General features: G+C 61.3%; 24 protein-coding genes. 19 read left to right on the forward strand and 5 right to left on the reverse strand.

Going from position 1 to position 22,087, the window contains the following annotated elements:
- Nucleotides 1-182: 182 nt before the first annotated feature.
- Both CBB91_RS03440 and gap read right to left on the reverse strand, forming a co-directional pair.
- The gene (locus CBB91_RS03440) at nt 183-1,379 is read right to left on the reverse strand and encodes a phosphoglycerate kinase (RefSeq protein ID WP_273012072.1); all 1,197 of its coding nucleotides are present in this window, start codon (nt 1,377-1,379) and stop codon (nt 183-185) included.
- 96 nt (nt 1,380-1,475) lie between these two features.
- Nucleotides 1,476-2,483, reverse strand: coding sequence for a type I glyceraldehyde-3-phosphate dehydrogenase (gap, locus tag CBB91_RS03445; RefSeq protein WP_035547704.1), 1,008 nt, complete (start codon nt 2,481-2,483; stop codon nt 1,476-1,478).
- 181 nt (nt 2,484-2,664) lie between these two features.
- On the opposite strand from gap, the gene CBB91_RS03450 reads away from it, so the two are divergent.
- A complete protein-coding gene (locus tag CBB91_RS03450) occupies nt 2,665-3,567 on the forward strand; it encodes an aldo/keto reductase (protein ID WP_273012073.1) in 903 nt (300 codons plus the stop codon).
- The gene (locus CBB91_RS03455; protein ID WP_035547699.1) at nt 3,564-4,493 is read left to right on the forward strand and encodes a DMT family transporter; all 930 of its coding nucleotides are present in this window, start codon (nt 3,564-3,566) and stop codon (nt 4,491-4,493) included. The genes CBB91_RS03450 and CBB91_RS03455 overlap by 4 nt, the downstream gene beginning before the upstream one ends.
- A gap of 72 nt (nt 4,494-4,565) precedes the next feature.
- Here CBB91_RS03455 and CBB91_RS03460 read toward each other — a convergent pair whose 3' ends face one another.
- Nucleotides 4,566-4,967, reverse strand: a complete 402-nt coding sequence (locus CBB91_RS03460; protein ID WP_273012075.1) for a hypothetical protein — start codon at nt 4,965-4,967, stop codon at nt 4,566-4,568.
- Between the two features lie 135 nt (nt 4,968-5,102).
- Between CBB91_RS03460 and CBB91_RS03465 the strand changes: the two genes are divergently transcribed.
- A complete protein-coding gene (locus tag CBB91_RS03465; RefSeq protein ID WP_051602412.1) occupies nt 5,103-5,918 on the forward strand; it encodes a UDP-2,3-diacylglucosamine diphosphatase in 816 nt (271 codons plus the stop codon).
- Nucleotides 5,919-5,997: 79 nt separating this feature from the next.
- Here CBB91_RS03465 and CBB91_RS03470 read toward each other — a convergent pair whose 3' ends face one another.
- A complete protein-coding gene (locus CBB91_RS03470) occupies nt 5,998-7,140 on the reverse strand; it encodes an acyltransferase (RefSeq protein ID WP_273012077.1) in 1,143 nt (380 codons plus the stop codon).
- A gap of 201 nt (nt 7,141-7,341) precedes the next feature.
- On the opposite strand from CBB91_RS03470, the gene CBB91_RS03475 reads away from it, so the two are divergent.
- From CBB91_RS03475 to CBB91_RS03500, 6 genes are all read left to right on the forward strand, one after another.
- A complete protein-coding gene (locus CBB91_RS03475; protein ID WP_273012078.1) occupies nt 7,342-10,053 on the forward strand; it encodes a helicase-related protein in 2,712 nt (903 codons plus the stop codon).
- Nucleotides 10,050-10,337: an RNA-binding protein gene (locus CBB91_RS03480; RefSeq protein WP_035547692.1), complete on the forward strand. Its 288-nt coding sequence runs from the start codon at nt 10,050-10,052 to the stop codon at nt 10,335-10,337. Before CBB91_RS03475 ends, CBB91_RS03480 begins: the two co-directional genes overlap by 4 nt.
- Nucleotides 10,337-10,780, forward strand: coding sequence for a TerB family tellurite resistance protein (locus tag CBB91_RS03485; protein ID WP_273012080.1), 444 nt, complete (start codon nt 10,337-10,339; stop codon nt 10,778-10,780). Before CBB91_RS03480 ends, CBB91_RS03485 begins: the two co-directional genes overlap by 1 nt.
- A gap of 85 nt (nt 10,781-10,865) precedes the next feature.
- On the forward strand, nt 10,866-11,210 hold the full coding sequence (gene fdxA / locus CBB91_RS03490) for a ferredoxin FdxA (protein WP_273012081.1): 345 nt from the start codon (nt 10,866-10,868) through the stop codon (nt 11,208-11,210).
- Between the two features lie 245 nt (nt 11,211-11,455).
- Nucleotides 11,456-11,977 (forward strand): CarD family transcriptional regulator, encoded by a 522-nt coding sequence (locus CBB91_RS03495; RefSeq protein ID WP_273012082.1) that lies wholly within the window; start codon nt 11,456-11,458, stop codon nt 11,975-11,977.
- Nucleotides 11,978-12,247: 270 nt separating this feature from the next.
- Complete coding sequence (locus CBB91_RS03500) at nt 12,248-12,517, forward strand: hypothetical protein (RefSeq protein WP_035547680.1); 270 nt, start codon at nt 12,248-12,250, stop codon at nt 12,515-12,517.
- Nucleotides 12,518-12,571: 54 nt separating this feature from the next.
- Here the strand turns inward: CBB91_RS03500 and CBB91_RS03505 are convergent, their stop codons facing one another.
- Nucleotides 12,572-14,143, reverse strand: coding sequence for a long-chain-fatty-acid--CoA ligase (locus tag CBB91_RS03505; protein WP_273012084.1), 1,572 nt, complete (start codon nt 14,141-14,143; stop codon nt 12,572-12,574).
- Between the two features lie 171 nt (nt 14,144-14,314).
- Here CBB91_RS03505 and CBB91_RS03510 point away from each other — a divergent pair, with 171 nt between their 5' ends.
- The 10 genes from CBB91_RS03510 to CBB91_RS03555 all read left to right on the forward strand — a co-directional run bounded on the left by CBB91_RS03510 (nt 14,315) and on the right by CBB91_RS03555 (nt 22,086).
- The gene (locus CBB91_RS03510; RefSeq protein WP_345906720.1) at nt 14,315-15,589 is read left to right on the forward strand and encodes a glutamate-5-semialdehyde dehydrogenase; all 1,275 of its coding nucleotides are present in this window, start codon (nt 14,315-14,317) and stop codon (nt 15,587-15,589) included.
- A 44-nt stretch (nt 15,590-15,633) separates the two neighbouring features.
- Nucleotides 15,634-16,185 carry a nicotinate-nucleotide adenylyltransferase gene (locus tag CBB91_RS03515; RefSeq protein ID WP_273012109.1) on the forward strand — a complete coding sequence of 184 codons (552 nt, stop codon included), beginning with the start codon at nt 15,634-15,636 and terminating at the stop codon, nt 16,183-16,185.
- Nucleotides 16,182-16,934, forward strand: coding sequence for a ThiF family adenylyltransferase (locus CBB91_RS03520; RefSeq protein WP_273012087.1), 753 nt, complete (start codon nt 16,182-16,184; stop codon nt 16,932-16,934). Before CBB91_RS03515 ends, CBB91_RS03520 begins: the two co-directional genes overlap by 4 nt.
- A 64-nt stretch (nt 16,935-16,998) precedes the next feature.
- Nucleotides 16,999-18,018, forward strand: a complete 1,020-nt coding sequence (locus CBB91_RS03525) for an alpha/beta hydrolase (RefSeq protein ID WP_206741137.1) — start codon at nt 16,999-17,001, stop codon at nt 18,016-18,018.
- A gap of 59 nt (nt 18,019-18,077) precedes the next feature.
- Entirely contained in the window at nt 18,078-18,632 is a 555-nt protein-coding gene (locus CBB91_RS03530; RefSeq protein ID WP_035547669.1) for a lipocalin family protein, read from the forward strand.
- 31 nt (nt 18,633-18,663) lie between these two features.
- Nucleotides 18,664-19,122, forward strand: a complete 459-nt coding sequence (locus CBB91_RS03535) for a YbgC/FadM family acyl-CoA thioesterase (protein WP_273012089.1) — start codon at nt 18,664-18,666, stop codon at nt 19,120-19,122.
- The gene (locus CBB91_RS03540) at nt 19,119-19,754 is read left to right on the forward strand and encodes an outer membrane beta-barrel protein (RefSeq protein WP_273012091.1); all 636 of its coding nucleotides are present in this window, start codon (nt 19,119-19,121) and stop codon (nt 19,752-19,754) included. The genes CBB91_RS03535 and CBB91_RS03540 overlap by 4 nt, the downstream gene beginning before the upstream one ends.
- A gap of 192 nt (nt 19,755-19,946) precedes the next feature.
- Nucleotides 19,947-20,660, forward strand: a complete 714-nt coding sequence (tolQ, locus tag CBB91_RS03545; RefSeq protein WP_035547662.1) for a protein TolQ — start codon at nt 19,947-19,949, stop codon at nt 20,658-20,660.
- Nucleotides 20,661-20,663: 3 nt separating this feature from the next.
- A complete protein-coding gene (locus tag CBB91_RS03550; RefSeq protein ID WP_035547659.1) occupies nt 20,664-21,104 on the forward strand; it encodes a biopolymer transporter ExbD in 441 nt (146 codons plus the stop codon).
- 16 nt (nt 21,105-21,120) lie between these two features.
- Nucleotides 21,121-22,086: a hypothetical protein gene (locus CBB91_RS03555; protein ID WP_035547656.1), complete on the forward strand. Its 966-nt coding sequence runs from the start codon at nt 21,121-21,123 to the stop codon at nt 22,084-22,086.
- Nucleotide 22,087 lies beyond the last annotated feature (1 nt).

Consider the following 22,087-nt stretch of genomic DNA (forward strand, 5'->3'; position numbering starts at 1 on the left):
CCTGAATCGTAATCACTACAGGCGATCTGGGGAAGTATCAGGGCGAAATCCGTGCAGGATTAACGGGCTCGNCCGNGCAATCAGGCTGCATAAAAATTTTTCTGATGCCCTGCAGCACTTTCTGGGAACGTTGTCATTTGAAAGGCCCCGCGCGATATGCCGCAGGGCTGTCTCAAAAAGGATCAGGCCTTGAGCGCTTCGACGCCGGGCAGGGCCTTGCCTTCCATCCATTCGAGGAAGGCGCCACCGGCTGTGGAGACGAAGGTGAAGTCGCTTGCGGCGTCTGCATGGTTGAGCGCGGCGACGGTGTCTCCGCCCCCGGCAACAGCAACCAGCTTGCCGTCCTTGGCGCGAATGCCTGCAGCCTGGGCGGCGGCTACCGTGGCCTTGTCGAACGGGGTCAGTTCGAACGCGCCGAGCGGGCCGTTCCAGACCAGAGTCTTCGAGGCGCCCATTGCGGCGACCAGCTTGGCGACGGTTTTCACGCCCGCGTCGAGGATCATCTCGTCCTCGGCAACGTCATCGACGGCGCAGGTGCGGTTCTCGGCATGGGCCTTGAAGTCCTTCGCCACGACGACATCGACCGGCAGGAGGATCTCGCATTTGTTTTGCTCGGCCACCTGCATGATCTCTCGTGCGGTGTCGGCGAGGTCATGCTCGCACAGGGACTTGCCGACGCTGATGCCTTGCGCGGCCAGGAAGGTGTTGGCCATGCCGCCGCCGATGGCGAGCGAGTCCACCTTGGTGACGAGGTTCTTCAGCAAGTCGATCTTGGAGGAGACCTTTGCGCCGCCAACCACGGCGAGGACCGGGCGCTCCGGCGTGCCGAGGGCCTTGTCCAGCGCGTCCAGCTCGGCTTCCATGTTCACGCCGGCATAGGCCGGCAGGAGCGAGGCCAGAACGGCCGTCGAGACGTGCTTGCGGTGAGCGGCGGAAAAGGCGTCGTTGACGTAGATATCGCCCAGCTCAGCGATCTCTTTTGCCAGTTCGGGATCGCCTTTTTCCTCACCGGCATAATAGCGGGTGTTTTCCAGCAGGATCACGCCAGCCGGTTCGAGCTTCTCGATGGCGGCCTTTACATGATCGCCCTTGCAGTCGGCGATGAAGCTGACATTGGAGCCGAGCACCTTGCCGAACGCGCCTGCCACGGGGGCAAGGCTCATCTCTGCCACGCGCTCACCCTTCGGGCGCCCGAAATGCGCCAGCAGGGCCACTTTCGCGCCCTGGGTCCGCAGGGTCTGGACTGTATCCACCGCGGCGCGCAGGCGGGTGTCATCCGTTACGAGGCCGTTTTCCATCGGCACGTTGAAGTCGACCCGGACGAGGGCAGTCTTGCCGGTCAGGTCACCGGCATCGGCAAGGCGTTTGAAGCTGGACATGAGGATATCTCCAATAGGCCCGGCCATGCGGGCGCAATGCGGTGGGGATGGAAAAAGAGCGCCTCCCGGCCAGGAAGCGCTCTTGGAAGAGGGGTGCTAGATCAGCTTTGACATGGCGAGCGCCGTATCGCTCATCCGGGTCGCAAAGCCCCACTCATTGTCATACCAGGACAGGACGCGAACCATCGTGCCTTCGATCACCTGTGTCTGGTCGAGCGCGAAGGTGGAGGAGTGCGGATCGTGGTTGAAGTCTGCAGAGACCAGCGGCTTGTCGGTATAGCCGAGCACGCCTTTCATCTCGCCATCGGCGGCGGCCTTGATTGCGGTGTTGATCTCTTCAACCGTGGTTGGCTTGCCGGCGTCAAAGACGAGGTCGATCATGGAAACGTTCGGTGTCGGGACGCGAACGGCGGAACCGTCGAGCTTGCCCTTCAGTTCCGGCAGGACGAGGCCGACAGCCTTGGCAGCGCCGGTCGAGGTCGGGATCATGGACATGGCAGCCGCGCGGCCGCGGTAGAGATCCTTGTGCATGCGGTCCAGCGTGGGCTGGTCGCCTGTGTAGGAGTGGACCGTGGTCATGTAGCCGCGCTTGATGCCGACCGTATCGTTCAGGACCTTGGCGACAGGTGAAAGGCAGTTCGTGGTGCAGGACGCGTTGGAGACAACGAGGTCATCCTTGGTCAGCGTGGAATGGTTCACGCCGTAGACGATGGTCTTGTCGGCATTGGTGGCCGGGGCGGAAACCAGCACGCGCTTGGCGCCAGCCTTCAGGTGGGCGGAGGCTTTTTCCTTGTCTGCGAAGATGCCGGTACATTCCATCGCGATGTCGATGTCCAGTTCGGCGTGCGGCAGGTCAGCGGGGTCGCGCACGGCGGTGCAGAGGAATTTGCGGTCGCCAACGATGATCGTGTCACCGTCCACTTCGACCGTCTGGTTCAACCGGCCATGAATGGAATCGTACTGAAGCAGGTGGGCATTGGTGGCCACTGGGCCGAGATCGTTGATCGCGACGACTTCGATATCCTTGCGATCATGCTCGATGATCGAACGCAGGACGAGACGGCCAATGCGGCCAAAACCATTGATTGCAACACGAATGGCCATGAAAAATCTCCTTTGGAGCGGCAGGCTTTAAATCTGCTGGCCCTTTACGACGACTACGCAATTTCGTCCACCCGCTCGCCATGCGGCCTCGCGCCGCTCACCCCTGATTGCGCTAACAGTTATCGGGCGTGGACTTGCCCTCGCCGGGCCCGTATTGCGGAAGGCTTCAGGGAGTGAGCGCATGCGGCAAACGCAGATCGGATCGAGCGGATTTGAGGCCGGCAGTCTGGGCTTTGGGTGCTGGCGTTTTCTGGGACATGACCTGTCCCATGCCGAGACGCTGATCGAGACCGCGCTCGATCTGGGCATGACGCTGATTGATACGGCGGACATTTACGGTTTCGGCGATGCCGGGTTCGGCGCGGCAGAGGCGCTGCTGGGCGAGGTGCTGGCAGCAGACCCTGCGCGGCGCGGCCGAATGGTGCTGGCCAGCAAGGGCGGGATCATTCCGCCTGTGCCCTACAATTCCAGCCGGGCCTATCTGATCGAAGCCTGCGAAGCCTCGCTGATGCGGTTGGGCGTTGAGCAGATTGATCTGTACCAGATCCACCGCCCGGACCTGCTGACCCCGTGGGAGGAAGTGGCCGGGGCGCTGGACACTCTGATTGCGGACGGAAAGATCGGCTATGCCGGCGTGTCCAATTTCACGGTGGCGCAGACCCGCGCGCTGCAGGCGCATCTGGGCGCGCGCATTGTCAGCACCCAGCCGGAATTCTCGGCCCTGCATCTGCAGCCGCTGGAAGATGGCACGCTGGACTGGTGCCAGGAAACCGGGGCAACGCCGATTGTCTGGTCGCCGCTGGCCGGGGGCAGGCTGGGAGAGGGATACACGCCGCAGGCGGATGACCCCGGCCGCCTGGCCGAATTGCACGAGACGCTGGACCGGCTGGCCGCCCTGTATGATGCGCAGCGCAGCGACGTCGCGCTGGCCTTCCTGCTGAAGCATCCTGCCAGGCCGATTGTCCTGTTGGGCACGCAGCGCCCGGAGCGATTGCGGGCGGCGCGCAATGCGCTGGCCATCCCGCTGACGCGCCAGCAATGGTATTCCATCCTCGAAACCTCTCGCGGCGAACCCATGCCATGAGCCAGCAATTGCCCACTGGCCGGTCGGCATCCGACTGGGCGCTGTTTGCGCTGCTGACCCTGTTCTGGGCCGGGGCCTATGCCCTGACGCGCGTGGCGGTCGACAAGGGCAATCCGGACGCAGGCCTGCCGGTTGGCTGGGTGTTGCCGGGCCGCCTGACCATCGGCGCGGCATTGCTGTGGATCGTCATGCTGGCGCGCGGGCAGAAACTGCCATCCTTCCGGGACAAGCCACGCTGGATCGCCATCATTGGCATGGGGCTGGCCGGGTCTGTCTTTCCCTTCTTCCTGATCACCACGGCGCAAGAGACGGTGAATTCCAGCCTTGCGGCGCTCTATACCGCGGCGGTGCCGATCTTTGTGGTCAGTGGCGCAACCTTTCTGTTTGCGGATGAACGCATGACGCGTGGCACGGCGGTGGGCGTGCTGGCCGGGTTTGCGGGCGTGGCAGTGCTGTTCGGGCCGGACGCGATGAAGGGGCTGGGCAATGCGAGCGTGGTGGCGCAGCTTCTGTTGATCCTGGCAACGATGAATTATGCTGCGGCCAGCCTGATGGCGCGGGGCGCGCCGAAGATTGAGGCCATTCCCTTTGCCACCGGCTTTGTCACGCTGGCGGCGATCGTGTCATGGCCTCTGGTCTTCACGGTGGACCCGTCCGACGTGAATGCGGACTGGACCCATTGGGCGGGCGTTGTGGGTCTTGGCGTCATCCCGACCGCGATTGCGCAGGCGCTCTATATGTTCCTGATTGCGCGGACCAGCGCGACGTTCCTCTCATTGACCGGCTATGCCATTCCGGTGGTCAGCGCCGTGCTCGGATGGATCTTTTTCCGGGAGACCCAGAGTTGGCATGCGCTGATCGCTTTCGCATTGATCCTTGGCGGGGTCTGGCTCGCCCGGCGTGGCGGCGGCGTGAAAACCGGATAGGCAGCTGCACATGCGACGCCCGTGAAGGCGCTTCGTTTCTGGAAATCGAGTTTTCTTCTGTAAGGAGACCGGTCAGGTGTCTGGGGGTGGCAGAGTGCAGCCCGCAATAGGGGCGCAGGCCGCGGGCGCGACAGGCGCAAGGAAGGCGTTCGCTTCCGGGGCCCCGCCTTCGACGGGGTGAGCGGACAGGAGGGATGCGCCGTCCAGCGCTGCTGTGAAAGCCTTTGACGGCGTCCAGTTCAGCATGTCCTGCTGTTTCTTGCGGGCAAGCGCCGCCTGATGCTCGGCCTTCGTGTCGCCGATCTCGACGAGGAAGACCTGTCCGGTGCGGGTCAATCCATAGAGAAAATTCGCGTCCGCGCCCTTCACCATGCGCACATGGAGGCGCAGGAGGATCAGTTGCAGCCAGATCCAGAACCGGCGGGGTTCCATTTCCGGCGGCAGATTCTGGGGCGGGGCGAACAGGTGATCCATGCNCGCAGTATAGCTCCGTTCCCGGAGGGGGAGGACANACTAATCNCTNATCGCTGTTTTCATTGCGGTTTTGTGACGAAATTAGGGGGATTGCTGTCATAAAACTCATACCGAACTGGCTTATGGGCCGTTCCCATGACCCGTCCAGACAAACGCCCGGATTATCGCTCGATCTTCATTTCGGATGTGCACCTCGGCAGCGCCGGGTGTCAGGCCGATGCGCTGTGCGCCTTCATGAAGACGCATACGTCAGAGCAGCTCTATCTGGTGGGCGACATCATTGATGGCTGGCGCATGCGGAAGAAATGGTACTGGCCGCAATCGCATACCAATGTCATCCGCCGTATCCTGACGGCCGCCAAGCGNGGCACGGATGTGACCTATATCATCGGCAATCATGACGAGTTCCTGCGGGCTTTCCTGCAGTTTCGNCTGGCCTTTGGCGAGATCAAGGTGAAGAACCGCGCGGTGCATGAGGGCGAGGATGGCAAGCGCTACCTCGTTGTACATGGCGACATGTTTGACGGCATGATGCGGGCCGACCGCAAATGGATCATGCATCTGGGCGATCATGCCTACAATTTCCTGCTCTGGGCGAACACGAAGCTGAACGCGATCCGCCGCCGGCTCGGCATGCCGTACTGGTCTCTCTCGCAAGCGCTGAAGAAGCGGACCAAGCGCGCGCTGAACCATATCCACAATTTCGAGGGGCATGTGGCGGACTATTGCCGCCGCAAGGAATTCGATGGTGCGATCTGTGGCCATATCCATGTCGCNGAAATGCGCGAGATTGACGGCATTACCTACATGAATGATGGCGACTGGGTGGAAAGCTGCACCGCCCTTGTCGAGCATCATGACGGCCGCTGGGAATTGCTGCACTTCCAGCCGCACGCCGTGAAGGATGACGTGCCGAGCGTGAACGAGGCCCGTATCGCAGTTGTGGCATAGGTGGCTTTCCTGCCCTGTGTAGCAGGGGAGGATATGAGNATGTCCATATCACCAGACCGANAANCCGNCAGTCTGTGTTTCAGCCCAGAAACGGCTTCAGTCCGGAGCTGAGGCGATGGCGGGCGCGTAGCTGGCCGAGTAGCCAGAGCAGCATGCCCGAGGCGAGGAAGGCNAGGATTACTGTAATGGTGACGCGCAGGCCCAATGCGCTGTCCGGCAGGCCGATCCGTTTCAGCAGGATATTCGTCATGTGTCGCACGGGTTCGTGCACGCAGTAGAGTGGGAANGACAGTGTGCCGAGGCCGTCACAAACTGCNGTCAGCCAGCTGCGCCCCGGCGTGACNCGCGCTCCCACCAGGATCAGCAGAGGGCAGAGCATTCCGATGGCCACGAATTGATAGACGCCCTTGGCNTANAAGGGGCACATCAGGACACAGAGCGTCGCCGCGAACAGGCCAAGCGTTGGCAGTGGTCCGGCNAGGCGCGGCAGGTGCGTCTCGATCCAGTCATCCAGACGCCTGAGCAGGCGATAGATGATGATGCCCATCAGGAAGCCGGAAAACACCCGGGGGAAGCCGAAGAAAAACGTCGCATGATTCCAGCCGACATTGGCCGTCAACGCGGTTCCGGTCATGCGGGACAAGGCGAGACAGCAGAACAGGTAGAGGGAGAAGGCGGCAAGGGCCGCACCGACCAGCCGCCAGCGTGGAATGCGCGCAATCCAGATGAAGGCCAGGCTGGCGACAAGTTCGTAGAAAATGGACCAGAGCGGCGGATTGGATGGAAACAGGATCAGGGAATCGCTGGCGGGTATCTGATAGTCGGACAGGGCCGGCACGAAAGCGAAATGGCCCATATGCGTAAGGGCAAAGTCCAACGGACTGAAATCCCGTCCTGTTTCCAGCATCACGATCAGCGCGGCAATGGCACCCAGCACCACGCCCCCCGCCACGGTGGGAGCGAGGCGCGATATGCGCTTGTTGGCAAANACGCCCGCCGGCATGCCGCCGAGTATGGCCGTGGCATAGGCGTGATAGATGACAAAGCCGCTCAGGATGAAGAAAAGGTCCACAGCGATATAGCTGTTCATGAACAGCCGGGACTGGGACGCGCCAACATAGTGATACAGCATCACAACGATTGCTGCGATGCCGCGCATACCGTCCAGGGCATGAAACCGCTGCACGGATGAGAGAGCCGGGTTTGCGGCGGTTCCTGACACGATATTGTCCCCACTTCTGAGCGAGGATGTTTAGGTTAACAGAAAATGAACGGCAAGGTTTAAATCCCGGAATAAAAACAATTTTTGGAAGTGACAGCTCGCGATCAGGTTGACGTGAAACTGCATGATTTCCGGGCGTTTTGCGGTCGGGCCCGGCGTCGCCCGCTTGACTTCCGCGAACCGGCCCGCCACGCAGCGACGATGAGTTCCACGCTGAAGGCCATTCTCGGCCCCACCAATACTGGCAAGACGCATTACGCCATTGAGCGGATGACGGGCTATGGCACCGGCATGATCGGTTTGCCGCTGCGCCTGCTCGCGCGGGAGGTGTATGACCGGGTGGTCGAGCGCAAGGGCGCGGCGCATGTGGCGCTGGTCACCGGCGAGGAGCGGATTGTTCCGTCNACGGCGCGCTATTGGGTCTGTACCGTGGAGTCCATGCCGGTCGATGTGCGGGTGGACTTTGTGGCGATTGACGAGATCCAGCTGGCCGAAGACCAGGATCGCGGCCATGTCTTCNCAGACCGCATCCTGAATTTGCGTGGATCTCACGAGACCCTGTTGCTGGGCAGNGATACGATGCGCGGCGTGTTGCGCACGCTGGATTTGGGCGCAGAGACCGAGCCGCGCGAGCGNTTTTCAGAGCTGCGCTATGCGGGNCATTGCAAGATCACCAANCTGCCGAAGCGGACGGCCATTGTCGCCTTCAGCACCGACGAAGTCTACGCGATTGGTGAATTGCTCCGCCGTCAGAAGGGCGGGGCNGCCATCGTGATGGGCGCGCTGAGCCCGCGTACCCGCAATGCGCAGGTCGCCATGTATCAGTCAGGCGAGGTGGATTACATTGTTGCGACGGACGCCATTGGCATGGGGCTCAACCTGGATGTCGACCGGGTGGTGTTTGCCTCGCGCTCNAAATTCGACGGGCGGCGNCATCGCCTGCTGACACCTGCCGAGTGCGCGCAGATTGCGGGCCGGGCCGGGCGCTTTCGCACCGATGGCGAGTTTGGCGAGACGGCGACCTGTCCGCACTTTGACGAAGAAACCTGGAAAGCGATCGAGGCGCACCGGTTCGATCCGGTGGACCATCTGCAATGGCGCAATTCGGCGCTGGACTTTTCNAGCCTGCGTCGCCTGATCCTGAGCCTTGAAAAGCCNTCCGGTCATCCGGCCCTGATCCACAATCCGCATGCGCTGGATGAATGGGTGCTGCGCCGGATGAGTGAGGATGGCGCCATCGGGCCGAATGTGGCCGGGGCGCGCCGGGTGAAGCGTTTGTGGGATCTGGCCCGNTTGCCGGACTTTCGCAAAGCCGGGCCGGAAGGGCATGCGCGGCTTGTGCTCGGCCTTGCCGAAACGCTGGCAGACCCGGATGCGCGCCTGTCTGACACGGGGCTTGAGCGGCGGCTGGATGATCTTTCCTCAACGCAGGGAGACATCGCAAAGCTGCAGCAACGGCTTGCCAATATCCGGACATGGACCTATGCCGCCCACCGGCCTGACTGGCTGGAAAACCCCGAAAAATGGCAAGATCGTACGAGGGAGATTGAAGACTCCCTGTCAGACGCGCTACACGAAGCCCTTACAGCCCGGTTTGTGGACCGGCGCACAACCGCTTTGCTTGCCAGCCTGAAGAAGGAAGACGCCCTCGTGACCGAATTGACCCCGGAAGGAGATGTCCGTGTGGAAGGCCATGTTGTTGGACGCCTCAAAGGCCTGACATTCGAGCCTGTGCTGGATGCGCGGACACTGGAAGGCAAGGCCGTGCGCGGCGCAGCGCAGGCCGCCGTTCGCCCGCTGATCGTGGAGCGGCTCAGCCTGATCGTGGCGGCGCCGGATGACGCGTTCAAGCTGAATGATGAAGGCCAGGTGGAGCACATCAATTCGCCTGTGGGCCAATTGGTGAAGGGCTCTGGCTGGATGGCTCCGCGCGTGGAAATCATCGGCGCGGCGGAAGTTGACCCGGCAGAGCGAGAAGCCGCGCGGCAACGGCTGGAACAATGGGCGACAAAGGAAATCGCCCGCATCCTGCCCACACATACAAAACTGGCCGTCGAAAAGGCGGGAGACGCGCTGGACGGATTGGCGCGCGGCATTGCCTTCCGTGTGCTGGAAAGCGGCGCGGCGGTCGATCTGCGCCAGGATGATCCCGGCCTGCGGCTCACCGCTGAACAGCGCGAAGCCCTGAAGGGGATCGGCATTCGCGCCGGGCGTGTGGCGGCCCATGTGCCGGATGCGCAAAAGCCCGCAGGCCAGCGCATGATCGCCATTCTGCGCGCAGTGTTTGAAGGCCAGCCTTTCCCGCTTGCGCCGGAAGGGGCGGGGTCTTTCGCGCTTGACGGCACATGGCCGGAAGAGGCGCTGGCCGCGAATGGCTATTTGCGCTTCGGCAAGAGAGCCGTGCGGGCGGACCTGGCAGAGCGCCTGGGCTGGGAAATTGCCAAGCGCCGCAAGGAAGCCGGGAAGAATGCCTTCCCCATCGAGATTGACCTGGCTTCGGTTGTGTCCTGTCCAGCCGATGACTGGCCTGCCGTGCTGAAAGGCTTTGGNCTNGCCCCGGCNGAGAANGACAAGGAAACCGACGCCGTNTTGCTATGGCGCTATGCGGCGCGGGCGCGGCCGGAAGGTCGCCCGGAGCGTGGCCGCAATCAGGGCGGNGCCNCGCACCAGAATGCGGGTGGCAAGGGCGGCAAGGGCCCGCGGGGCGGCAAGCCTCAGGGGGGCGGACGTGGCCCCTCGCGCAATGCGCCGGCGTCTCGCAAGCCTGACCCGGACAGCCCGTTCGCAGCGCTGGCGGCCCTGTTGCCAGAGGAAAAGCCGAAGCCCAAGAAAAAGAAGCGCAAGCCAAAGCCCAAGGCNGAAAGCGGCGCGCCTGAAACCGGCAGCGACTTCACCTATACGCCCTTCCAATGACGGAAACGCCGACGCTGCGCCTGGATGTATGGTTGTGGCGGGCACGGTTTTTCAAGACGCGCGCACTCTCNGGCGCGCATATCCGCAAGCGCGGTATCCGTCTCACCCGGAATGGCCAGACGCGGCGCGTTAACAAGCCCGGCGCAACCATTGCGGTAGCGGATATTGTCACAATGGCCCTCGGGGGGCATATCAAGGCTGTTGAAGTGCTGGACCTCGGCACACGGCGTGGACCCGCTGACGAGGCAGCGGCGCTGTACCAAACGTTGGAGATGGACGAATGATGAGCGCGCTGAAAAACCTGTTCCGGCAGAAAACACCTGCGGANCGGTCGATGGATCCGCANGTGGCGGCAGCGGCCCTGCTGGTCGANGCGGCCTTGTCNGATGGTGTCTATGTGAACATCGAAAGCGACATGATCGCCGAAATCCTTCTGGAGGCGTTCGGGTTTGACGCCGACAAGGCCGATGCCGTGCTGGCGGAAGGGGAGGCGCTGGCCGAAGAGGCTGTNGGCTCTCACCAATTCACCAAGCATGTGAAGAAGCTGCCAGTGGCAGAGCGGGTCTCCATCATTGAGGGGCTGTACCGGGTGGCGCTGGCGGATGGGGAAAAGAGCGATATCGAGGACGCCTATATCCGCCATGTGGCGTCACTGCTGTATATCGACGATATTTCNCGGGCCCAGGCCCGGCAGGCGGCGGAACAGCGGATCACTGACGCTTCCTGAAGAGACCTGTCAGCTCGCCTCATTGACATAAGCGCCTGCGCGCGCCATTTCGCCCGTGCACAAATTGCAGAAGGCCCTCCCGCCCATGACCTATATCGTCGTCGACGCCTGTATCCGTTGCAAATACATGGATTGCGTCGAGGTTTGCCCGGTTGATTGCTTCTATGAAGGCGAGAACATGCTGGTCATCCATCCGGATGAGTGCATTGATTGCGGCGTGTGCGAGCCGGAATGCCCGGCAGAGGCGATCGTNCCNGANACCGAGGACGACCCGGACGGGAAATGGCTGAAACTCAACAGCGAATATGCGAAGGTCTGGCCGAACATCACCCGGATGAAGGAACCGCCTGCAGATCGCGAACAATTTGCGCAAGAGACCGGCAAATTGGAAAAATATTTCAGCCCCAAGCCGGGTGAAGGCGACGTCTGAGTCAGCCCGTCCGAACCCTGATTTTGCAGGGTTTCTCAATAAAGGTTAACAAAATCAGAGGCCTTGAGAACTTTACTCTTGGTTAGCATCTGGGCGTGTCTGTTGAAAAACCTGCACATTTATGCTAGTGTTCAGACTTGAGTAATAACTGACAAGAGCCGGAATCTTCAACTCAGACCGTCAACTGCGTCGGACTGGGAAGGACTTTATCGGCTCTATTTGCGTAAAAAAGGGCGATATCCAACATGGCTAAAAAAGCATCTGCGGAACTGGCGTTTGAAGTGGGTCAAAGCGTCGTTTACCCCGCACACGGGGTGGGCAAGATCACGAGCGTCGAGAAGCAGACTGTGGCCGGCATGGATCTGGAGGTCTACGTGGTCTCCTTTGACCAGGACAAGATGATCCTTCGCGTTCCAACCAACCGCGCCGAAGCTTCCGGCATGCGCGCTCTGGCCGGCTCCAAGCTGGTTGATGACGCTCTGAAGACGCTGGGCGGCCGCGCCCGCATCAAGCGCACCATGTGGTCGCGCCGTGCGCAGGAATACGAAGCGAAGATCAATTCCGGNGACCTGATCTCCATCGCGGAAGTCGTGCGCGACCTGCACCGCGGCGAAGACCAGCCGGAACAATCCTATTCCGAGCGTCAGCTTTATGANAATGCGCTGGACCGTATGGCCCGCGAACTCGCCGCTGTCGAAAACATCGACAAGGACGACGCCATGGAAAAACTTGCTCAATCCCTCGCAAAGAAGAAAGTCGCCGCCTAAGGCCTCTTTCCTTTTCGATCATGCAAGGCCCCCGTCCGGTGAACACCGGGCGGGGGNTTTTCGTGTTTGGGTCCGAAAAACCCGTCATTCGTGAAGATTGGGCGTAATTCCATTAAAAAAGCCGCGGTTTCGTCAGATCGCTGTTAACCATACGGCAAAGGAGAGCAGGCACTCTTTGCCTGTCGCCGGAACGATCCGGTGGCGGATGGATGCTCAGGCTGACATGCCCAAAAAGGGTGGCGGCACGGGCAGGGTGACAGGAGAAACAAGATGCCCTTTTCAGAGATGGAAATACAGCCAGGCGGCCTGCTGGGTGCCGAGGCAAATGCGGATGAATTCTATCAGGCGGGTCTCGCCTGTGCAGCCGGTGTCGGATCTGACATCGACCTGATCTCCGCGCACAAATGGTTCAACCTCGCAGCCTCCAAGGGCCATGACGAGGCCAAGCTGCAGCGTCAGGAAATGGCTGACATGCTGAGCACGGATGAAGTCAAGGTGGCGCTGTCGGCAGCGCGCGACTGGCTGAGCCTCGCCAACTAAGGCGANGTGATCATGGCGGACAGCGCAGGGGACGCTGCGCCATCCGCCCTATGATCAGCTGACGCGGCGTTCCTGGTCTTTCCAGTAAACCTCGCGCAGATCCTTGCGCAGGATCTTACCGGATGGATTGCGGGGCAGGGCCTCGATAAATTCGACCGTCTTCGGACATTTGTATCCGGCGATACGCTCGCGCGCATAGGCGATAATGTCTTCCTGTGTCGGAGATTCGCCGGGCTTGACCACGATGATGGCCTTTACGGCTTCGCCCCATTTCTCGTCCGGCACGCCGATCACGGCGACATCGGCCACACCGGGGTGGCCAAAGATCGCATTCTCGACTTCAGCCGGATAGATGTTCTCTCCGCCAGAGACGATCATGTCTTTCACGCGGTCATGGATATAGAGAAATCCGTCCTCGTCGAAATANCCTGCATCNCCNGTGCGGAAGAAGCCGTATTCGTCAATCGCTTCGGCGGTGGCGTCGGGACGGTTCCAGTAGCCTTTCATCACAAAAGCCGATTTGATGGCGATCTCGCCAACTTCGCCGGTTGGCACGGAATTGCCCTCCGCGTCCAGGCAGCGGACNATGGTTGCCGGGTAGGGGACACCGCAGGANCGCAGCTTGCCCCAGGACGGATCATGCGCCTCTGGTGGAAGNTATGTTCCGCANCCGCCCGTTTCTGTCAGGCCNTAAAGNTGCGTGAATTTTGCGCCCATGATCTCCTTGGCGTCGAGGAGCAGGCTTTCTGCGATCGGCGAGGCGCCATAGAAGACCTGTTTCAGCGGGGTCCAGTCAATGTCGCGTACATTCGGCATCTGCGTCAGCATCAGGATCACCGCCGGCACCCAGAAGGCATGTGCGATCTTGTGCTCCGGGATCAGTTTCAGGATGAGNGTCGGGTCGATTTCCCGCAGGACAACNGCGTTTGCNCCCTGCGCTGCGGTCAGGATGCCAATGTTCACGCCCGCCACATGGAATAGCGGCATCGCGTTCATGACGGCATCGCCCACATCATAGCTGGCCCAGTCGAGCTGGCCNGCCTGTTCGAAGATGGCGCGGTAGTTGCCATTGGTCAGCTGCACGCCCTTCGGCATGCCGGTCGTGCCGGACGTATAGAGCTGGATCACATCATCCGTATCATGCGTTTCGATGCCGGGGGCGTCGGTCGACTGGCCGTCGCGCCAGATTGTGTAGGATGGCCAGTCATCGCGNTCGCCATCAATCGCGATGACCTGTTCCAGATCGGGCAGGTCAGCGCGGATCTGGTCGATCATGCTGTAGAAATCCTTGCCGACGAACAGGATCTTCACACGGGCGTCCGACAGGATGAACTGGACCTCAGGCGGGGCNAGGCGCGTATTCACCGCCGTCATCGCCGCGCGCGCCTTGGCCGCGCCGAACATCATCTCGTAATAGACAGATGTGTTCTTCGCGAGATAGCCGACGCGGTCATCTGTCTGGACGCCGAGCGCGATCAGGCCGTTTGCAACCTGAGTAGACCGGGTCTCAAGCTGGGCAAAGCTGGTGGTTTCGCCTTCGAACCAGAACGCGGTTGCGTCCGGACGGATGCCGGCCTGGACACGCGGAATATCCGCCAGATGCGGCATCGCCTTAACGTCGATCATGTACTTCCTCCGGATGGTGTTTTGTTTCCTCGACTTTCATACTAGGGCAAATTTTCGAAGAGTCAGCCCGTCGCCGCGCCTTGTAATCATTGCAGCCATAGCCGAATGCATCATTGGCGCATCTTGCAGACAGGCCGGGTTTCCGGCACATCCANCGNCATGATGGATACGATGACAGACCAGACCGCAGATCTCGGCGAAACCATGCTTCGGATGGGGCGCAATGCCCGTGAGGCTTCGCGCAAGCTGGGCCGGATGAGCCCGGCAGACCGGACGCGGGGCCTGAAGGCGGTGGCCGGCGCGATCCGGGCGGCGTCTGACAAGATCCTCAGCGCGAACGAAGCCGATATGACCGCTGCGCGAGAGAAGGGGCTGGACGCCGCCATGCTCGACCGGCTGGCGCTGGATGCGGCGCGGCTGGAAGGCATTGCATCCAGTGTTGAGGCGGTGGCTGAACTGGGCGATCCCATCGGACGCGAGCTTGCGCGGTGGGAGCGTCCGAACGGGCTGGATATTGCGCGCGTGGCCGTGCCGCTGGGCGTGATCGGCATTATTTACGAGAGCCGCCCGAACGTGACGGCGGATGCGGGCGCGCTCTGTTTGCGTTCTGGCAATGCGGCCATCCTGCGCTGCGGATCGGAAAGTACCCAGTCGTCCCGCGCGATTGTTGCGGCCATGCGCAGCGCCCTCAAACAGGAAGGCCTGCCGGAAGATGCNGTGCAATTGGTGATGACCANGGATCGCGCCGCCGTCGGGCATATGCTGGCCGGGCTGGAGGGCAATGTGGATGTCATCGTGCCNCGNGGGGGCCGCAGCCTGGTTGAGCGGGTCCAGAAAGACGCCCGCGTTCCGGTGATCGGACANCTTGAAGGNCTTTGCCATGTGATNGTGGACAAGGCAGCAGATCCGGAAAAGGCGGTGTCGATTGTGCTCAATGCNAAGATGCGCCGCACNGGAATTTGCGGGTCTGCCGAGACGTTGCTGGTGGATGCGGCAGTGGCGGATGACCTGCTGCCGAAGATGGCGGCGGCCCTGACGGATGCGGGGTGTGAGCTGCGCGGCGATGCGCGCGCGCGGGCGATTGTACCGGATATGGTCGAGGCGACAGAGGCGGACTGGTCAACGGAATATCTCGCGCCGATCCTGGCAGTGGCTGTCGTGGATGATCTCACTGCCGCGCTGGACCATATCGGCACCTGGTCGTCCGGGCATACAGAATGCATCATCACTGAGGACGAGGCGGCTGCTGAGCGNTTCTTTGCTACGGTCGATAGCGCGATCCTGTTGCACAATGCGTCAACCCAGTTCGCTGATGGGGGCGAGTTCGGCATGGGCGCGGAGATCGGTATTGCCACAGGCCGCATTCATGCACGCGGCCCGGTAGGCGCAGACCAATTGACGACCTACAAGTACGTCGTGCGCGGAAATGGGCAGGTTCGTCCTTGAGCAGAGCACTTCTACCAGGGCCAGCGCGTGGCCTGCGCATCGGATTGTTCGGGGGCAGTTTCAATCCGGCCCATTCAGGGCANCTCCATGTGGCCACGACCGCAATGAAGCGTCTGCAGCTGGACTGGGTCTGGTGGATTGTGGCGCGGGGAAATCCACTCAAGACCGGGCACGGAGACTTCGGGGAACGTTTCTGGTCTGCGATGGCTGTTGCCGATCATCCCCGCATGCGCGTGACNGATATCGAATCGCGTCTTGGCCTGACNTATACCTATCGAACCCTTTCCGCGATCACGCATATTGCGCCGGATGCGGACTTTGTCTGGCTGATGGGCGCGGACAANATGGTGAACTTCCATATGTGGAGTGAGTGGCAGGAAATTGCGCGCATGATGCCGATTGCGATTGTTGCACGCCCCGGCGTGGGGCCGGGCGCGCGAAACTCGCCCTTTGCGCGGCGGTTCGCTCATAGTCGTATTCCTGAAGCGGAGGCGACGATCTTGCCAGGTCTCGCGCCGCCCGCCTGGGTCTATCTCACCGCGCCGCTGGATCCGATTTCCTCTACCGCCATTCGTCAGATGAAGGCTGCGTCATGAGCCTCAGCCCGGAAGAACTTGCCCGCCACAAGCGGCATATCATGCTGAGGGAGATTGGCGGGCCCGGCGTGCAGAAGCTGCGCGCGGCGCGCGTATCGATCGTTGGGGCAGGGGCGTTGGGCGGGCCGTGCGCGATGTATCTGGCGGCTGCGGGTGTCGGCCAGCTGGAGCTCTGGGACGATGATCATGTCGAGCGNTCAAACCTGCAAAGACAGATCCAGTTCGGAGAGAACAGTCTCGGAAAGTCGAAAGTGGAGGTGATGGCCGCGCGCCTGACAGCAGATCATCCGTCCACACATGTTCTGGGCCGACGAAAGCGCTGGTCGAAGGACGATGCGTTGTCAGGCGACATACTGGTCGATGCAACGGACAATTTCCCTGCGCGCTATGCGTTGAACAGGGTCGCGCATCAGAGCGAGCGTCCGCTGGTGCATGGCGCCGCGGCGGGGTGGAGCGGACAGGCCAGCGTGTTCGCGTCTGGATACGTTGCGGACGCGCCCTGTTATCAATGCTGGGTGCCGGAGACGCCACCGGATGCCGAGGCCTGTGATGAGGTTGGTGTCGTAGGGCCAGTTACAGGAATGATTTCTACACTGATGGCACTGGAGGTGATCAAGCTGATCACCGGTGCGGGGGAGCCATTGATCGGGCGGCTCGCTTTGGTTGACGGGCTTTCCACCCGTCAGCGGTCGGTTGTTTTGCGGCGGGATGCTGCATGCCCGATCTGTGGGACTGATCGCAGAATTTGACTTGTCACGAGACGCAGGGCTTTAGTGCGTCACCCTTTGGTGTGCATGTAGGGAGTTCGGGATTGTGTTGAAACGACTGTTTGTCGTGCTGGTGACGCTTGCGATCATATTGACGGCGGGATGGTGGATGCTTCGCCGGGATGACATATCCTACACGACGCTCGAATCGGTCTATTCGAAATCCAACAGTCGCTTCCTGAAATCCGGCAAGGACGTGGAGATTCATTTCACGGATTCTGGCCCGCGCGATGCGCCGGTTGTTGTTCTGGTGCACGGCTATTCCGCCTCGCTTCAGACTTGGGATGCCTGGGCGCGGAAACTTCGCAAGGATTACCGGGTCATCCGTCTGGACCTTCCGGGGCATGGCTTGTCTCGCTGCCCTGATAATGACTCCATCGGTATCGAGCAATTCGTCGAGACCGTGGACCGTGTTGCGCGCACGCTGGACGTTGAGCGGTTTACCCTGGTCGGCAATTCCATGGGCGGTCACACTGCCTGGGCCTATGCGCTGGAACATCCCGAGAAACTCGACGGCCTCGTCCTGGTCGATGCTGCCGGTTGGCTGGATGCGCCGGGGGAAGGGGAGTCCGACCCCTTCATATTCAAGCTGCTGCGCAATGGCGTGGCGCGCAGTGTGATGAAGGATCTCGATATGTCGGCGCTGATCCGATCCGGCCTCGAAGACAGTTTTTATGATCCGGCATTTGTGACTGACGAAATGGTGGACCGCTACTCGGCCATGTCGCGCGCGCCGTGTCACCGGGATGCATTGCTGAACCTGATGAGCGGCGCGACGCTGCGGATTTTGGCGTCGGAGGAGCTGCTCGGAAACATCACCGCACCGACCCTGGTCATGCATGGGGACAGCGACAATCTGATCCCGGTTGCGCATGGGCAGAAATTCGCGGACGCCATTCCGGGCGCTGAATTGATTATCTATCCGCAAACGGGGCACATCCCGCAGGAGGAGAAGGCGGCGGAGTCTGTCGCCGATCTGCGCGCCTTCCTTGCGGGCCTCCATGCTGAGGAGACGCCGTCAGACATTGTCGATCCGCTGGACATCGCGCCTCAGAATGGGGGGTGATACGTATTTGCGAAACCGAACAGGCGGGTCATGCGTAAGAGGGGAGAAGGAGATTTCTCATGCGCATTGCCCTGTCGACACTTGCCGCCGCCCTGGTTGCTGCCTGTACCAGCCAGCCTGATTACCGTGCGGAGACAGCGCCGCCGCCGACCGTCGATTCGGTGGATCTGGAGCGCTATTCGGGCCTTTGGTACGAGATTGCGCGCTACCCCAATTCCTTTGAGAAAAACTGCACGGGCGTGACCGCCGAATACGGTCTGAACGACGACGGCACGGTGAGCGTGACCAATACCTGTTACAAGGGTTCGCTCGATGGCGAGAAGGATGTTGCAGAGGGCACGGCCCGGATTGTCGAAGGCAGCAACAACACAAAGCTGAAAGTGAAATTTGCGCCGGCCTGGGTGCCGTTTGCATCGGGCGATTACTGGGTGCTGGCGCTGGAGCCGGACTATTCCGCCGTGCTGGTTGGCAGCCCGGATGGCAAGTATCTCTGGATCCTGTCCCGCACCGCGCAGCTGGACCCGGTGGTGCTGGATGGGCTGAAGCAGCGCGCCGAGGCGCTTGGATATGCAACCGAGCCCTTGGAGATGACGGTTCAGGCGGAACAGGGGTGACGCTGGGGGCGGGCTTTGCTACGCGGAAATCATGAGCCTGCCAGACCTTGACGCCCAGAATTTCGATGCGGACCGCCAGCACTGGATCAGTGTGCGTGTCTATTACGAGGATACCGACTTCACCGGCATGGTGTATCACGCCAATTATCTTCGTTTTTTCGAGCGGGGCCGGTCTGATCATCTGCGCGATGCGGGTATTTCCCATCAGTCCCTGCTGGAGCGGGAAGACCCGGCTGCCTTCACCCTGACGCGCGTTGAGGTGGACTATCGCAAAGCCGCCAAGGTCGACGATTTGCTGCACATACGCACGCGCTATATCGGCACTGAGGGGCCGCGTATCCGCTTTTCGCAGACCTGTTTCCGGGGCGAGGAGATCATTGCCGATGGCGAAATCACGGCTGTGATGATCCACGCCGATGGCCGCCCGCGCCGCCCGATCCGCGAACTGGTCAAGCATCTGGAAGCGTATCGCTGGGAGGGTGAGGGGTGAAACTTGCTATACTCGTATTCGCCGCTGCGAGCGCGAGCCTTTTGCTTTCCGCGAATGCCGATGATGTGTTCGATGCCGAACGGGGCTTCTATGTCGCCGCGCGCGGTTACGGCTCTATCGGAGACCAGAACAATCTGATTTTCGAAGACAGCCGCGAGATCGCTGGCGCTGTGGGCTACCGGNTCAATCATTCCATCCGGATGGAGGCCGAGTATGGATTCCGCTGGGCCAATATTGCCGGCCTGAACGGGGCAAGCACGGCGAGCGGCGACTTCACGAGCCGGTCCATGGGCATGCACGCCTTCTACGACTTTCGGAACGGCAAACGTATCCGGCCATTCCTGGGTGCCGGGGGCGGTGCAGGTGTGCTGGATTTCACGTTNTCCGGCCCCGCCGANATCAACCCGGATTTCATTGTGGTCGGCGAAGACACAAACTCCAGCGCGTACTGGAACCTCTTTGCCGGGGCGACCTATCATGTGAGCGATCGGTTCCGGCTGTCGCTTGGCACGGAATATGTGTCCTATTCAGATCAGGCCGTTGCCTCGAATCTCGGTGGGATCGACGGCATCAACCGCGCCTACAATTTCTACATCGGGACACGCTGGTTCCTGCCCGACCTGTTTGATTGAGTGGCGCGACCTCTGGATTACTGGCCGCTTGCCCACGTTTCGTTAATAAAACCCGCTTAGCCGTTAACCCCACTGCGGAAACTGGCAATTCTGCCGTGTTTCTGCCGGATTTGGTGTGGATGAAGGGGTGTGCCGGTCCCGGGTGGGATGCGGCTGATCACCCATGATACGTAGACAGGAGCATTAGCCCCCATGGAATCAGAAGCGATAGGCACCGCCGCAAGTCATGCCGACTTCTCGCTGTTCAGCCTCATCATGGCGGCTGACCCGGTTGTCAAACTGGTCCTCCTGTTCCTGCTGCTGGCCTCGATCTGGTCGTGGATGGTGATTGGCGAGAAGCTGTTCTCCCTTGGCGGNCTGCGCAAGAAATCGCGCCAGTTTGAAGAGGCCTTCTGGAGTGGCCGCACCGAAGATTTCGACATGCGCCCCGGTCAGGCCACCAATGATGCGGCCAGCCGCGTGTTTGCCGCGGCTGCGCGCGAATGGTCCGATGCGCGCCGCCAGTCCCACAATCCTGCCGAAGCCGCCGCAATCGTGAGCCGGGCGGAGCGCTCCATGCGCGCCGCTGTCGATCGTGAACTTGGCCGGGCCGGCAGTGGTCTGGGCGTGCTCGCGACGATCGGTTCAGCCTCTCCCTTCATCGGCCTGTTCGGAACCGTCTGGGGCATCATGAATGCCTTCCTCAACATTGCCGAACAACAGGATACGAGCCTTGGCACCGTGGCCGGCCCGATTGCAGAAGCCCTGTTCGCCACCGGCCTCGGCCTCGTGGCCGCTATCCCGGCGGTTATTTTCTACAACAAGTTCACTGGCGACCTGACCAAGCTGGGCGACCAGCTCGACACATTTTCTCAGGACGTGCTTGTGCGCCTGTCGCGCCGCGCCTCCGAATCCGCGAGGGACTAGGCGATGGGATTGATCCTCGGTTCAGGCGGGAAGGGCGGACGGCGCGGACGGCGCGCGTTGAACGCCGAAATCAACGTGACACCCTTTGTGGACGTCATGCTGGTTCTGCTCATCGTGTTCATGATCACGGCGCCCCTGCTGGTGCGCGGGGAGGAAGTGAACCTGCCCAAGACGAGTTCGGGGCCAATCAAGACCGAACCGAATGACGATCCGCTGGCGATTTCCATCCGGGAGAACGGGGATGTGTTTATCCAGACGACCCTGGTGGAGGATGTTTCGACGCTGGGCCCGCAGCTTCAGGCCATCATCGGCGAGGGCTATGAGCAGCCAATTTACCTGCGCGGTGACGAGAACACGCCCTATGGCCGGATCATGGAAGTGACCGCCGAAATCCGGGCTGCCGGCTATACGCGCGTATCCTTTGTGACTGAACAGAAGAAGTAGGAGCGCATCGCCCCACATGCTTCGCGGCTTTACCATCTCGACTGTGCTTCACGCCACCGTGCTCGCCGCGGCGGTGATGACGTGGCCGATGCAGAAAAGCAAATGCGACCGAGAGATCGAGCGCCTGGAGCGCGAGGAGCCCGGCCTGTCGCCGGTCGATATCCTCATGCGCCTGCCGCAATGTGCCAGCACGATCGACGTGCCGATTGATATTGTCGACATTGGGCTCGTGACCGATGTGGCGCCGATCCAGAAGGCGGAAGAGCCGCCAGAGGAAGAGGTCGAAGAGCCCGAGCCGGAAGAACAGCCCGATCCGGTGGAAGAAGATGCCGAGATCGTCGAGGACCCGCCTGAAGAACAGGAAGAGGTGAACGAGACCCGCGAGACCGAAACGGCCGAGGAAGAACCGGTCGTGGAAGACACGAAGGCCGAGCCCGAGGAACAGCCAAAGGAACCTGAGCCGAAGAAGGAAGAGCCTCCGAAAAAGGAGCCAAAGCTGATCGAGAAGCAGAAGCCGAAATCGGAGTCTGACGATCTCGACTTCCTGAACGACTTTGAAGACATCCTGAAGGACAAGGCGCAAACCCAGCGCAAGGTCGCGCAGGAGCAGGCGCCACCGCCGATCAACAAGCCGGTGCTGAAAGACGTACAGCAACCCCGCAAGGGGGCAGGGGACCGCCGCGGCAATACTGCTTCGCTTCAGGCCGCCATGCGCCGCCAGATCGGCTATTGCTGGAATGGTGTGGATGATCTGCCCAAGGAAGACCAGTTCGACGTTGTGATCCGAGTGAGACTCAATGTGGATGGCTCTCTGGACGGCAATGTGAATCTGGTGACCCCGCGCTCCATGCCGATTGGCCGCCGGGGTGTTGTGGTCCAACGGGCCCTGACAGCGGTGCGCCAGTGTGCGAACTATCAATTGCCTGAAGACGATTACGACGAGTGGAAAGACATTGAGGTCACGATTGGCCCGCTCAAGTGAC

This window comes from Hyphomonas sp. TMED31, assembly GCF_002172815.1.
Lineage (GTDB): Bacteria > Pseudomonadota > Alphaproteobacteria > Caulobacterales > Hyphomonadaceae > Hyphomonas > Hyphomonas atlantica.

Excerpts from the sequence above, each read along its gene's own strand:
- CBB91_RS03440 (WP_273012072.1), bottom strand. The coding sequence starts at position 1,379 with ATGTCCAGCTTCAAACGCCTTGCCGATGCCGGTGACCTGACCGGCAAG.
- gap (WP_035547704.1), bottom strand. The coding sequence starts at position 2,483 with ATGGCCATTCGTGTTGCAATCAATGGTTTTGGCCGCATTGGCCGTCTC.
- CBB91_RS03450 (WP_273012073.1), top strand. The coding sequence starts at position 2,665 with ATGCGGCAAACGCAGATCGGATCGAGCGGATTTGAGGCCGGCAGTCTG.
- CBB91_RS03455 (WP_035547699.1), top strand. The coding sequence starts at position 3,564 with ATGAGCCAGCAATTGCCCACTGGCCGGTCGGCATCCGACTGGGCGCTG.
- CBB91_RS03460 (WP_273012075.1), bottom strand. The coding sequence starts at position 4,967 with ATGGATCACCTGTTCGCCCCGCCCCAGAATCTGCCGCCGGAAATGGAA.
- CBB91_RS03500 (WP_035547680.1), top strand. The coding sequence starts at position 12,248 with ATGCCCTTTTCAGAGATGGAAATACAGCCAGGCGGCCTGCTGGGTGCC.
- CBB91_RS03530 (WP_035547669.1), top strand. The coding sequence starts at position 18,078 with ATGCGCATTGCCCTGTCGACACTTGCCGCCGCCCTGGTTGCTGCCTGT.
- CBB91_RS03535 (WP_273012089.1), top strand. The coding sequence starts at position 18,664 with ATGAGCCTGCCAGACCTTGACGCCCAGAATTTCGATGCGGACCGCCAG.
- CBB91_RS03550 (WP_035547659.1), top strand. The coding sequence starts at position 20,664 with ATGGGATTGATCCTCGGTTCAGGCGGGAAGGGCGGACGGCGCGGACGG.
- CBB91_RS03555 (WP_035547656.1), top strand. The coding sequence starts at position 21,121 with ATGCTTCGCGGCTTTACCATCTCGACTGTGCTTCACGCCACCGTGCTC.